We start from the raw sequence: 11,589 nt of genomic DNA, 5'->3' as shown, positions 1-11,589 counted from the left end.
ATAATATAAGGAAGACGAAATATGCAAATCAACCTTACTGGTCATCATGTCGAAATCACCGACTCTTTGCGTAATTATGTCGATACGAAGTTCAGCAAACTTGAACGTCACTTTGATCACATTTCTAATGTGCATGTCATCCTGAACGTTGAAAAATTAAACCAAAAAGCAGAAGCGACAGTTCACTTAAGTGGCGCTGAAGTATTCGCATCCTCAGAAAATACCGACATGTATGCGGCGATTGACAGCATGGTTGATAAACTCGACCGGCAGGTAATCAAGCATAAGGAAAAACTTAAAAAGCACTAGTAGTTAATTAAGTATGGATATACAAGCCATCGTAAGTCTGGACCGCACTGAATGTGCGGTTCAATGTAATAGTAAAAAGCGTATTTTAGAGATCATTGCCGATATTGCTGCTAAGAACAACGCGCATATCGACCAGTCGACAGTACTGAATAGTTTGTTGGCGAGAGAACGAATGGGTAGCACAGGTATCGGAAACGGCATTGCCCTTCCCCATGGTCGCTTAGCTGGCCTTGATAGAGTTATTGCCATTGTTGTTACCAGCACACCAGCTATTGATTTTGATGCGCTAGATGAAAAACCTGTCGATATTTTCTTTGCACTATTAGTACCTGAAGAACAAACCGAAGGTCATCTACAAACACTAGCCACAGTCGCAGGCAAACTGAGTAATAAAGACACTATTAAAGCAATAAGGCGTGCTACCACAAGCGATGACATTATAAATGCGTTAGCGTAACTCGCTGCTATACAACATTACTGCATTAAGCGCTTAACAGTGTAAAGGGAGAATATAAGTGAAGCTGATTATTATCAGTGGTCGTTCGGGCTCAGGAAAATCAATTGCACTGCGCGCTCTTGAAGACTTAGGGTATTACTGCGTTGACAATATTCCGGTTAACTTGCTCCCTACGCTAACGCACACAGTGGTTGATGAATACGATCAAGTCGCCGTTAGCATAGACGTACGTAACCTGCCTAAAAATCCAGACGATTTAGTAGAAATACTTGATTACCTGCCTTCGTCTTGGTCGATGACCATTGTGTATATTGATGCTAGTGATGATGTGCTCGTTAAGCGTTTTAGCGAAACACGCAGATTGCACCCGCTGGCCAAGCTCAACAAGTCTCTCTCTGAAGCCATTCGCGCAGAGTCAGCGCTGCTGGCCCCTATTGTCGAGCGAGCCGATCTCTATTTGGATACCGACAAACTCACTATTCATCAACTCGCTGAGCTAATACGCGAACGTATTCTTGGTAAGAAAAGCTCGCGATTAGTGCTTGTGTTTGAGTCATTCGGCTTTAAGCACGGCATTCCCAAAGATGCAGACTATGTATTTGATGCACGGTTTTTGCCCAACCCTCATTGGGAACCAGATTTAAAGCACTTGACTGGGCTAGACGCGCCTGTTGAAGTATTTTTAGGGTCTCAACCTGTAGTAACAAAATTTATTTGGCAAATACAGAACCTGATCACAACGTGGCTTCCACATTTAGAGCGCAATAATCGCAGTTATGTCACCGTGGCAATTGGTTGTACTGGCGGACAGCACCGCTCGGTATACATCGCCCAAGCGCTATCAAAAACATTTTTGGAAATTCATCCAGACGTTCAAATCCGTCACAGAGAGTTGAACCAGTAATGATTATTGAGAAAACACTCACAATCGTTAATAAATTAGGGCTTCATGCTCGTGCTGCCACGCAACTTGTACAACTAGCCAACCAATTTGACGCCAAAATTGTGCTTAAAAAGGGTGACAAGGAAGCTGACGCAAACAGTGTACTGGGACTAATGATGCTTGAAAGTCATCAAGGTGAACAAGTCAACGTTGTCGTGCAAGGCAGTGATGCCGAAGAAGCCATGGCAGCCATTGAGCAACTTATTGAAGGCAAATTCAACGAGGCCGAGTAAGTGCTCCCGCCCAATACAAGCACTTGAATTGGCGAAATAAACAACACTTAGTCATAATAACGTCATTATGCTCGCAATTGTCATGACAGCTTCATCACAATTGCGATATTCTACTGCATAAATCCCAAATTGCCCTGTAGACAAATTGGGATGAGCTCGTTTCATCTAATCTCAGTTTAGCTTAGTAGGACTCGCTACTTATGGCAGAAGCGCTTGTTTCCAAATACGTACAGACTCAGCTTCGTGCATTAAATGGTGCATTGAACAACGGTCAGTTCGTGTCTGTGCGTAAGCTTCTGCTAGAACTTCCCCCGTCTGATGTTGCTCATATTCTTGAATCCAGCCCCAGCCGAACTCGTGATGATTTGTGGGAGCTAATTGATGGCGATTTCCACGGTGATATATTAGAAGAACTTTCTGATGACGTGCGTAATGGCATCATCGCTAAAATGCTTCCAGCTAATGTTGTTGATGCATTGGAAGAGATGGACACGGATGACTTAGCCGAAACGCTCAGTAGCCTTCCAGAAACCGTTTTACAAGATATTCTCGACTCCATGGACGCCCAAGATAGGGTGCGTGCCGAGCAAGCACTATCATACGGTGAAGAGACCGCTGGTTTCATTATGAACACGGACACAATTACGTTGCGTCCAGATGTTACTATTGATGTTGTTCTACGCTATATACGCTTAAAAGGTGAACTGCCTGAGAATACCGATACCTTTTATGTAGTAAATCGCACCGATAACCTTGTTGGTATTGTCCCCGTTACTCGCTTACTTACCGCCGATACAGATGACAAAGTGTCTGACGTAATGGATACAGAGTCAGAAGCAATACCCGTTAATATGCCTGATGATGAAGTGGCAAGTCTCTTTGAGCGATATAACTGGTTATCAGCACCTGTGGTAGATGAAAATAATCGTCTCGTTGGTCGTATTACTATTGACGACGTAGTCGATATTATCCGTGAAGACGCAGAGCACTCGATGATGAGTATGGCGGGCCTTGACGATGACGAAGATACTTTTGCACCAGTCATGCAAAGTACTAAACGTCGTTCTGTTTGGTTAGCGGTTAACTTAGTCACTGCCCTTATGGCGGCAATGGTAAGCGATTTATTCGAGGCAACCTTAAGTCAATTGGCCGTGCTGGCGATTCTAAATACTATTGTGCCAAGCATGGGAGGTGTTGCAGGTAACCAAACACTTACACTGGTCATACGCGGTATGGCACTTGGTCACGTCAACGCGAGTAACTCCCGCTGGTTAATTAGTAAAGAGATGTCCATTGGCTTTTTAAATGGGGCTATTTGGGCAGTCCTCATTGCCTCGGTAATCGCGCTGTGGAAACAAGACTATATGCTTGGGGTAATTATCGCCTTTGCAATGCTAGTCAATATGATTGCAGCAGCGTTAGCAGGCGCAACCTTACCTATGATTATGAAACGCTTAAAAATAGATCCTGCATTAGCAGGTAGCGTTATCCTGACTACCATCACTGATGTTGTAGGTATTTTTGCCTTCTTGGGTACCGCTACCCTTTTCCTTATCTAACCTTTCAGCGAAATACACATTACGCACTGAGTGCTTTGTCGACGTAGCCGGTTAAATTTAACTTATATCCTACACCCCACACGGTTTCAACGAGCTGTGCGCCGTTATCTATACTGGCTACATTATCTAACTTATTACGCAATCGATTGATGTGGGTGTTAACGGTATGCTCATACCCTTCATGGTTGTAGCCCCATACGTCACTCAACAACTGATTGCGCGAAAAAACCTGATTTGGGTGACGGCAGAGGTAGTTAATAAGGGTAAACTCTCTGGCAGTTAACGATAGGGCTTGTCCGTTTAACGTAACGCTGTGATAGCGTAAATCAACTTTAAAGGGCCCAGCTTGAATGCTGTTGTCTGCGTTTTTTTGAAGGCTTGTGTCAAGGCTCGGCATACTCCTTCTCATATGCGAACGAATTCGAGCAACAAACACACGCTCGTTGAATGCGCCTCCAAGGTAATCATCGACGCCCACCTCAAAATAATCCGCTTCATCAGCACTCACGTTAGTTACTTGCTGACCGTCAACGGCCATAATCCAACTGTCTGGGTTTTGTAATACCAAACGTTCAATACGGTCTAAGCAAGACTGTTGCGCGTGGGACTGCACGATGACGAGTGAATAGTGCTGAGCATCAAGTAATGACAGTGCAGCTTGATAATTTGAAACCACGTCATGCAAGAATCCATGCTTGCTCAAGCTTTGCGTAATGATTTGCTGAAACTGGTTGTCACTATAGATTACAAGGATCATAGCTAGCTCCTATTTTGCCCTTAACAATCAAGACCGGAGGTTGCTTAAAATTATTCCACTTTCTATTAAAAAATTGTTCATTCTACTTTAGTACTTCGTTTTTAAGGCGACAGAGATCTGTGTCCTTTTTGTAATACTTCTGTGATGAAATGTGCATTTTGCTGACCTACATTTTTATGCGCTTTTAGGTCAAAACAAGGACAAAAAAATGAAATTTACCAAACTTGCTAGCGCTACCCTGCTATCGTTAGCCGCGGCTTCATTCAGCCACGCAGTGACTGTCGATGTTGAAATTACCAATTTAACGCAGGCACAAAGCTTTACCCCTCGACTGGTTATTGCCCATGACAACACGGTAGATGCGTTTGAAGTGGGTCAGCCTGCATCAACTGCATTAGCGTGGCTTGCAGAGGCTGGCGTTATCGACGATGAGCAAAATGAAGATTCAAGTGGCGCTAACTTTGAAGCGCTTCTTGGCCCTGTAGACACGGATAATGGCTCAAATACATGGCACCGTTTTGGTGGTCTTCTGGCGCCTAGTGCGACACTTAGCTATCCGTTCGATACTATGGATAAGCCATACCTTTCGCTATTGGCGATGTTGATCCCAACTAACGATGCATTTGTTGGTATGGACAGTATAGAAATCCCCACAGAGCCTGGCACTTATACTTACTATCTTAATGCCTATGATGCAGGTACAGAGTTAAATGATGAGTTGAACAGTGCACGCACTGATGTAGTTGAAGCGGGTACAGGCAACGCCTTAGGTGGCTATGGTCTGCCTGGCGTAGCGGGTGGTGGTGCCCCAACTCGTATTGTTGATTTGGGTACCGGTGGTACAGGTGTAGGTGCACAAGTTGTTAATGGGGAAGTTGAAGATGGTGAAGACGGCCCGGTTCATATTCACAGAAACGCGCTAGGTGATACTGATAACGCTGGCGGCGCTAGCGACCTTGATTCTACGGTACACCGCTGGTTGAACCCTGTTGCACGTGTTGTTATTACGGTTCCTGCGTCGTAAGGAGCGTTAGAATGAAAAATCCAATTGTAAAACTCAGTACGCTGCTAATCCTCTCTGCACTAGTCAGTGCGTGTGGCGATGATGGCGATACAGGACCCCAAGGGCCTGCTGGTCCGCAAGGTGAAGCGGGTGTCGATGGCACAGATGGACAAGACGGCGCAGATGGCCAAGACGGTATTAACGGTAATTCCGCAGTATATACCGTCCAAATCACCAATCTTACCTATGCACAGCCGTTTGCCCCAGCAGCCATTGTTCTTCATGAATCAGGCTACCACGCTTTTGCAGAAGGCGAAGCGGCGAGCATGGGCATAGAAGTTATGGCCGAAGGCGGTAACCCAGCTATGGTGATTGAAGAGGCTATGGACTCTACCGATTTCTTGGATGCGCAGAACTCGGGTGGAATTTTAGGACCTAAAACGAGCAGTGACATGTTCACCTTGGTGGTTCCTGAACTCGATGCTGACGATTTACGTTTAACGGTAACCACGATGCTGGTAAACACCAACGATGCCTTCACAGGGCTAAATGCAGCCGATGTTAGCAATATGTCGGTGGGTGACAGTAAAACCTTTATGACAGTAACATGGGACGCTGGAACAGAGGCAAATACTGAAACCGCAGCAACCATGCCTGGGCCAGCAGCGGGTGCAGCAGGTGGCGGCGGCGAGGCTGCGGGTTATGATCCAGTACGAGACGACTTAGCGGATGTTGTGCGTTTGCATACAGGTGTTACTACCAATGCTAATGCAACCGATCCCAGCCGTGAAGGTTTAGCGACTTCGGTTTTAACTGAAGGGCATCGCTTTGACTTCCCAACAAGCAGAGTTGTGATCACGCGAACACGCTAATTGTCATTAGTTTGCTTAGCAGATTATGACATTTGTGTATGACAAGGGCGCCCTCGCACTACGTGCTATGGGTGCTTTTTTATAGATAGATAGACATTGCGAAACAGAAAAGTGGCGATGCAATGAGCTGGCTTCAGCATAATATTGAAACCAGTCTACATCGATTTATTTGATCACCTTAAGGGTAGGCTTACCTTTTTTAGGTGGCACAGGTGCATCTGCTTTGTCTGCTGCATCTGCGTCTTCAAGTGACGTAGGGCCACTTTGAGGCTGTGGTGCATCAGACTCCTGCTGTTGACGCTCCTCTTGTGCACGCGCAATATCCTCTTCTGTGGCAAACACAGTTCCGGCACCATTCTCACGTGCATATATGGCCATTACCGCTTCGCAGGGCATGCTTAAACGACGAGGTTGGCCACCAAATCGCGCTTGAAATGACAAGCCTTCCACATCAAGTGAGAAGTTTACACATGCGCTTGGGGATACGTTTAAGACAATTTGTCCGTCTTTAACGAATTCCTGCGGCACTTCCACCAACTCATTGGTTGCATCAACTACAATGTAAGGTGTTAAATCGTTATCAACAATCCACTCATAAAAAGCCCTAAGTAAATAGGGCTGGTTTGACGTCATAGATGTCATAGCGGGTTGTGGATCTCACGCTCTTGGTCCGTCAAAGACGCTTTAAATGAGCTGCGCGAGAAAATACGGTTCATATACGCGTTAATCTCTTTACTGCCAGCACCATTTAGCTCAATACCTAGCGCAGGAAGACGCCATAGTAGCGGAGCAAGATAGCAATCAACTAAGCTGAATTCTTCACTCATGAAGTAAGGCATTTCACCAAACACAGGCGCTAAAGAAAGTAGCGCTTCACGCAATTCATTGCGCGCTGCTTCAACATCGCCTTCACCACGGAAAATACGTGCTGCCAAAGAGTACCAGTCTTGCTCAATGCGATGCATCATAAGACGGCTTTGACCACGCGATACTGGGTAAACCGGCATAAGTGGTGGATGTGGGAAACGCTCATCAAGGTATTCCATAATGATGTGTGACTTGTAAAGTACAAGTTCACGATCAACAAGAGTTGGAACAGTACCGTAAGGGTTTAGCTCCAACAGATCTTCAGACAGATTGCTAGGATCTGTGTAGCTGATTTCAACACCCACACCTTTTTCTGCCAACACAATGCGCACCTGGTGGCTATAAATATCAATTGTGTCAGAGAACAACGTCATAATAGAACGTTTATTCGCGGCTACGGCCATTCAATTTCCTCCGTCGAGAAACAAGTTTATGCCCACTAAAATGAGCGAATTACAAATGCCAAAAAAGGGGGCGAGAAGCCCCCTTTTGGTATTATACATAAATCTGCGCGATTAGTGCACTTCTCGCCAGTATTCTTTCTTCAGTAAGTAAACAAATACAAACAATACTGCGATAAAGATAAGTACCCACTTACCGATTTTGTGAGATTCAAGTTTTGAAGGCTCACCTGTGTACTCAAGGAAGTTCACAATATCGGCAACCGCTTGGTCGTACTCGTCAGGAGACATCGCGCCAGTACCATCTGACTTAATGCCTACGTAACGCTTAACCATTTCACCGTCAACCATTTGCTCTTCATAGGTGCGCGTTGGCGTACCTTGAAGTGGTTGAAGTACGTGTGGCATACCCACTTCAGGGAACACTGTGTTGTTCACACCAAACGGACGGCTCTCATCAACATAGAAAGAGCGAAGGTAAGTGTAAATCCAGTCTTCTCCACGAACACGAGCAACAAGCGTAAGGTCTGGTGGCGCCGCACCGAACCATGTTGCAGCCGCCTCTTCAGGCATAGCACGGGTAATATAGTCAGAAACCTTTTCACCCGTAAACTGCAAATGCTCTTGGCCCAATTCATCAGGAATACCCAAATCTTGGAATGAACGCTGATAGCGCTGATACTTCATAGAGTGACAGCCTAAACAGTAGTTCATGAACAATTGTGCACCGCGTTGTAAAGACGCCTTATCGGTTAAATCGATAGGCGCTTTATCAAGGTGTACGTTTCCACCTGCCGCAAGCGCTACGCCAGGTAGGAAGAAGGCTAAAAAGCACATCAATTTTTTCATTTAGAAATCCTCTCTGGCACAGGTTTAGTGTTTTCATTTTTGCTGTACAAGAACAGTGCAATGAAGAAACCGAAATACATTACTGTCGCGATTTGAGATGCAATGATTTTCCAGTTTTCTTGTGGCGTACCACCTAGGTAACCTAGGAAGATAAACACAATAGCAAACACAATAAGGTTTACTTTGTGTAGACCACAGCGATAGCGCCATGACTTAACACGTCCGCGATCAACCCAAGGCAGAGCGAATAGCGCTGCAATTGCGCCAAACATTGCTAATACCCCGAATAGCTTATCCGGTACCGCTTTCAAAATGGCATAGAACGGCGTGAAGTACCACACTGGGAAGATATACGCAGGTGTCTTCAGCGGGTTAGCAATTTCAAAGTTAGGGTGCTCTAGGAACTTACCGCCCATTTCTGGCGCAAAGAACAACACATAGGTAAACAGCGCTAAGAATACACAGAACGCCACTAGATCTTTAAGCACGATGTGCGGGAAGAACGGTAGTACATCGTCAGCAATATCGTACTTGCTTGTGTAGTACTCGTGAATTTCATATTTAGTCTTTTCAGACTCAGGTAGTGATCCCTTCTTATGTTTGATAGCGATACCATCAGGGTTGTTAGAACCCACTTCGTGAAGCGCGATAATGTGAAGGAATACAAGAATTACAATAACCAATGGCAGCGCAATAACGTGTAGTGCAAAGAAACGGTTTAGCGTTGCACCAGAGATAACGTAGTCACCCTGTAGCCAGATTACAAGGTCAGGACCAACAACAGGTATAGCACCAAACAGCGATACGATTACCTGTGCACCCCAGTAAGACATTTGTCCCCAAGGAAGTACATAACCCATGAATGCTTCTGCCATAAGTGCAAGGTAGATAAACATACCAAACACCCATAGAAGCTCACGTGGCTTCTGATAAGAACCGTATATCATGCCACGGAACATGTGCAGATATACCACAATAAAGAACGCTGACGCGCCAGTACTGTGCATGTAACGGATAATCCAACCGTAGTCGATCTCACGCATGATGTATTCAACAGAAGCAAACGCGCCTTCTGAAGAAGGAACGAAGTTCATGGTCAACCAAATACCAGTAATAATTTGGTTAACTAAAACGATAGTTGCCAAGAAACCGAACACATACCAAAAGTTCATGTTCTTTGGCGCAGGGTATTGAAGAGCGTGCATATTTGCTACGCGCATCATTGGGATGCGTTCTTCAATCCAACCTAGGAAAGCATTCATATTAAACAACCTCCGCTTCTGAGCCGATAATAACAGTTGTGTCATTAACGAACTGATAAGGCGGCACAACTAGGTTTAATGGTGCCGGTACGTTTTCAAATACACGTCCTGCCATATCAAACTTAGAACCGTGGCAAGGGCAGAAGAAACCATCTGGAACCCCTTCAACTACCTCTTCGAAAGCGCCATCTTTAAGGTGCTGTGGAGAGCATCCAAGGTGCGTACAAATACCCACTAGAATGAGGTATTCTTCTTTCATTGAACGGAAACGGTTTTGAGCAAAAGTAGGTTGCTGCTCAGCTTCAGAGTTAGGATCTTTCAGCTTATCTTCGTGCGTGCCTAGTTCTTCAAGAATTTCTGGCGTGCGACGTACAATCCATACAGGCTTACTTCGCCACATTACACGTACTAACTGTCCAGGCTCAATCCCGCTGATATCTACTTCAACGTCAGCACCAGCCGCTTTTGCTTTGGCGCTTGGATTCCAGGACGCAATAAAAGGCACAGCAGCACCAACAACACCTACACCACCAACTACCGACGTGGCAACGGTCAAGAACCGACGACGAGTGTTGTTTTCTGGCTGGTTATCGTTTTGTGCAGACTCTGTTGCATCTACAGATACATTGCTCATCCACATTTCTCCAGGTTTGGATAATTATGATGTGTAACACAAGCTTATACTGGTTTTATCTCGCTTGTGTCGTAGCATCATATGGCTTGTCATGAAAGCGACGTAACAGTGAATTTTCACTAGCTTACGAATTCACGAAATTTTACAAAATTTTCGACCGCAAATGATAAAAGAAAAGCCCTTATAAACACAAGGTTTTACTGATATTTAAGCGACAATTTAATTGAAAACTTTATTTAAGATCAAAGTAGGAAATACCGCAAATCAAGGTTTTGCTGTTGTTTTGAGGTAAAACACGGCAGAAATTAAACCTTTGTTATTTTAACTAGCGCTAAGTGCTGTGGGGTATATAGCGGTATAAATCGTTGAAGTTGTGCAGATTGAGATAATAAAAAACCCGGCATAAGCCGGGTTTTTGCAATACAAAAAGCGTAAAAATTAACGCTTTGAGAATTGTGGACGCTTACGCGCTTTGTGTAGACCAACTTTCTTACGTTCAACGCGACGTGCGTCACGAGTAACGAAGCCAGCTTTACGAAGTGCTGGACGTAGAGCCTCATCATACTCCATAAGAGCACGAGTAAGACCGTGACGGATTGCACCCGCTTGACCGTTAGAACCACCACCTTTAACAGTGATGTATACGTCAAACTTTTCAGTCATTTCAACAAGTTCAAGTGGCTGACGAACAACCATGCACTCTGTTTCACGACCAAAGTACTCGTCAAGAGCGCGTTGGTTTACTTTAATGCTACCTGTGCCTGGACGTAGGAACACACGAGCAGTAGAACTTTTGCGGCGGCCTGTGCCGTAGTATTGAGTATCTGCCATGTTAATAGCTCCTTAAATGTCCAAAACTTGTGGTTGCTGTGCGGTGTGCTTGTGCTCTGCACCTGCGTAAACTTTCATTTTGCGGAACATTGCGCGGCCTAGAGGGCCTTTTGGCAACATGCCTTTAACTGCTTTTTCAATAACCATTTCTGGCTTGTGAGCAATTAGTTTTTCAAAGTTTGTCTCTTTAAGACCACCTGGGTAACCAGAGTGCGCATAGTACATTTTGTCTTGCGCTTTACGGCCTGTTACCGCAACTTTCTCAGCATTGATTACTACGATGTAATCACCAGTGTCCACGTGAGGCGTGTACTCTGGCTTGTGCTTACCACGAAGGCGTAGTGCGATTTCAGAAGCCAAACGGCCTAGAGTTTTGTCTGTGGCGTCTACCACATACCAGTCACGTTGTACCGTTTCTGGCTTAGCAACAAAAGTTTTCATTTTCAAATTCACCCGAATAATATCGTCGTTACTGATTTCTGAACACCAGAAATCACCTTAAAATCAACACAATGACCCCTTCGAGCCGGCTGATTCTTCCACCTTCCCAAAGGTGGGCGTAACTGGGCAGGGCGCGAATTATACAGGAATTGTCGCAAATGCGAACCCCTA

15 protein-coding genes are annotated in these 11,589 nt (G+C 45.1%); 7 read left to right on the top strand and 8 right to left on the bottom strand.

Features of this window, described 5'->3' with window-relative positions; genetic code table 11:
* Positions 1 to 21: 21 nt before the first annotated feature.
* The 5 genes from hpf to mgtE all read left to right on the top strand — a co-directional run bounded on the left by hpf (position 22) and on the right by mgtE (position 3,501).
* Positions 22 to 309: a ribosome hibernation promoting factor gene (gene hpf, locus LHL20_RS07670; protein WP_012517338.1), complete on the top strand. Its 288-nt coding sequence runs from the start codon at positions 22 to 24 to the stop codon at positions 307 to 309.
* A 13-nt stretch (positions 310 to 322) separates the two neighbouring features.
* The gene (gene ptsN, locus LHL20_RS07665; RefSeq protein ID WP_202263731.1) at positions 323 to 766 is read left to right on the top strand and encodes a PTS IIA-like nitrogen regulatory protein PtsN; all 444 of its coding nucleotides are present in this window, start codon (positions 323 to 325) and stop codon (positions 764 to 766) included.
* 58 nt (positions 767 to 824) lie between these two features.
* The gene (gene rapZ / locus LHL20_RS07660) at positions 825 to 1,670 is read left to right on the top strand and encodes an RNase adapter RapZ (RefSeq protein ID WP_202263729.1); all 846 of its coding nucleotides are present in this window, start codon (positions 825 to 827) and stop codon (positions 1,668 to 1,670) included.
* Positions 1,670 to 1,942, top strand: coding sequence for an HPr family phosphocarrier protein (locus LHL20_RS07655; protein WP_159623928.1), 273 nt, complete (start codon positions 1,670 to 1,672; stop codon positions 1,940 to 1,942). The genes rapZ and LHL20_RS07655 overlap by 1 nt, the downstream gene beginning before the upstream one ends.
* A 200-nt stretch (positions 1,943 to 2,142) precedes the next feature.
* Positions 2,143 to 3,501: a magnesium transporter gene (gene mgtE / locus LHL20_RS07650; RefSeq protein ID WP_226432880.1), complete on the top strand. Its 1,359-nt coding sequence runs from the start codon at positions 2,143 to 2,145 to the stop codon at positions 3,499 to 3,501.
* A 19-nt stretch (positions 3,502 to 3,520) separates the two neighbouring features.
* Here mgtE and LHL20_RS07645 read toward each other — a convergent pair whose 3' ends face one another.
* The gene (locus LHL20_RS07645; RefSeq protein WP_226432879.1) at positions 3,521 to 4,258 is read right to left on the bottom strand and encodes a response regulator transcription factor; all 738 of its coding nucleotides are present in this window, start codon (positions 4,256 to 4,258) and stop codon (positions 3,521 to 3,523) included.
* Positions 4,259 to 4,466: 208 nt separating this feature from the next.
* Here LHL20_RS07645 and LHL20_RS07640 point away from each other — a divergent pair, with 208 nt between their 5' ends.
* Both LHL20_RS07640 and LHL20_RS07635 read left to right on the top strand, forming a co-directional pair.
* The gene (locus LHL20_RS07640; RefSeq protein ID WP_226432878.1) at positions 4,467 to 5,282 is read left to right on the top strand and encodes a spondin domain-containing protein; all 816 of its coding nucleotides are present in this window, start codon (positions 4,467 to 4,469) and stop codon (positions 5,280 to 5,282) included.
* A gap of 11 nt (positions 5,283 to 5,293) precedes the next feature.
* Positions 5,294 to 6,133, top strand: a complete 840-nt coding sequence (locus LHL20_RS07635; protein WP_226432877.1) for a spondin domain-containing protein — start codon at positions 5,294 to 5,296, stop codon at positions 6,131 to 6,133.
* A gap of 165 nt (positions 6,134 to 6,298) precedes the next feature.
* On the opposite strand, the gene LHL20_RS07630 is transcribed toward LHL20_RS07635, so the two are convergent.
* The 7 genes from LHL20_RS07630 to rplM all read right to left on the bottom strand — a co-directional run bounded on the left by LHL20_RS07630 (position 6,299) and on the right by rplM (position 11,418).
* Positions 6,299 to 6,775, bottom strand: a complete 477-nt coding sequence (locus tag LHL20_RS07630; RefSeq protein WP_198814515.1) for a ClpXP protease specificity-enhancing factor — start codon at positions 6,773 to 6,775, stop codon at positions 6,299 to 6,301.
* The gene (gene sspA / locus LHL20_RS07625; protein ID WP_012517332.1) at positions 6,772 to 7,404 is read right to left on the bottom strand and encodes a stringent starvation protein SspA; all 633 of its coding nucleotides are present in this window, start codon (positions 7,402 to 7,404) and stop codon (positions 6,772 to 6,774) included. Before sspA ends, LHL20_RS07630 begins: the two co-directional genes overlap by 4 nt.
* Before the next feature lie 111 nt (positions 7,405 to 7,515).
* Complete coding sequence (locus tag LHL20_RS07620) at positions 7,516 to 8,250, bottom strand: cytochrome c1 (protein ID WP_159623934.1); 735 nt, start codon at positions 8,248 to 8,250, stop codon at positions 7,516 to 7,518.
* Positions 8,247 to 9,512, bottom strand: coding sequence for a cytochrome b (locus LHL20_RS07615; protein ID WP_226432876.1), 1,266 nt, complete (start codon positions 9,510 to 9,512; stop codon positions 8,247 to 8,249). Before LHL20_RS07615 ends, LHL20_RS07620 begins: the two co-directional genes overlap by 4 nt.
* A gap of 1 nt (position 9,513) precedes the next feature.
* Entirely contained in the window at positions 9,514 to 10,146 is a 633-nt protein-coding gene (petA, locus tag LHL20_RS07610; RefSeq protein ID WP_159623936.1) for a ubiquinol-cytochrome c reductase iron-sulfur subunit, read from the bottom strand.
* Between the two features lie 438 nt (positions 10,147 to 10,584).
* Complete coding sequence (gene rpsI / locus LHL20_RS07605) at positions 10,585 to 10,977, bottom strand: 30S ribosomal protein S9 (RefSeq protein ID WP_014948330.1); 393 nt, start codon at positions 10,975 to 10,977, stop codon at positions 10,585 to 10,587.
* A 12-nt stretch (positions 10,978 to 10,989) separates the two neighbouring features.
* Positions 10,990 to 11,418 (bottom strand): 50S ribosomal protein L13, encoded by a 429-nt coding sequence (gene rplM, locus LHL20_RS07600; protein WP_014948329.1) that lies wholly within the window; start codon positions 11,416 to 11,418, stop codon positions 10,990 to 10,992.
* Between the last annotated feature and the right edge of the window lie 171 nt (positions 11,419 to 11,589).

Source organism: Alteromonas sp. McT4-15, from assembly GCF_020515205.1.
Classification (GTDB): domain Bacteria; phylum Pseudomonadota; class Gammaproteobacteria; order Enterobacterales; family Alteromonadaceae; genus Alteromonas.
This window is presented reverse-complemented; position numbering and strand designations above follow the sequence as displayed.

Excerpts from the sequence above, each read along its gene's own strand:
- hpf (WP_012517338.1), top strand. The coding sequence starts at position 22 with ATGCAAATCAACCTTACTGGTCATCATGTCGAAATCACCGACTCTTTG.
- ptsN (WP_202263731.1), top strand. The coding sequence starts at position 323 with ATGGATATACAAGCCATCGTAAGTCTGGACCGCACTGAATGTGCGGTT.
- LHL20_RS07655 (WP_159623928.1), top strand. The coding sequence starts at position 1,670 with ATGATTATTGAGAAAACACTCACAATCGTTAATAAATTAGGGCTTCAT.
- mgtE (WP_226432880.1), top strand. The coding sequence starts at position 2,143 with ATGGCAGAAGCGCTTGTTTCCAAATACGTACAGACTCAGCTTCGTGCA.
- LHL20_RS07645 (WP_226432879.1), bottom strand. The coding sequence starts at position 4,258 with ATGATCCTTGTAATCTATAGTGACAACCAGTTTCAGCAAATCATTACG.
- LHL20_RS07640 (WP_226432878.1), top strand. The coding sequence starts at position 4,467 with ATGAAATTTACCAAACTTGCTAGCGCTACCCTGCTATCGTTAGCCGCG.
- LHL20_RS07635 (WP_226432877.1), top strand. The coding sequence starts at position 5,294 with ATGAAAAATCCAATTGTAAAACTCAGTACGCTGCTAATCCTCTCTGCA.
- LHL20_RS07630 (WP_198814515.1), bottom strand. The coding sequence starts at position 6,775 with ATGACATCTATGACGTCAAACCAGCCCTATTTACTTAGGGCTTTTTAT.
- sspA (WP_012517332.1), bottom strand. The coding sequence starts at position 7,404 with ATGGCCGTAGCCGCGAATAAACGTTCTATTATGACGTTGTTCTCTGAC.
- LHL20_RS07620 (WP_159623934.1), bottom strand. The coding sequence starts at position 8,250 with ATGAAAAAATTGATGTGCTTTTTAGCCTTCTTCCTACCTGGCGTAGCG.
- LHL20_RS07615 (WP_226432876.1), bottom strand. The coding sequence starts at position 9,512 with ATGAATGCTTTCCTAGGTTGGATTGAAGAACGCATCCCAATGATGCGC.
- petA (WP_159623936.1), bottom strand. The coding sequence starts at position 10,146 with ATGAGCAATGTATCTGTAGATGCAACAGAGTCTGCACAAAACGATAAC.
- rpsI (WP_014948330.1), bottom strand. The coding sequence starts at position 10,977 with ATGGCAGATACTCAATACTACGGCACAGGCCGCCGCAAAAGTTCTACT.
- rplM (WP_014948329.1), bottom strand. The coding sequence starts at position 11,418 with ATGAAAACTTTTGTTGCTAAGCCAGAAACGGTACAACGTGACTGGTAT.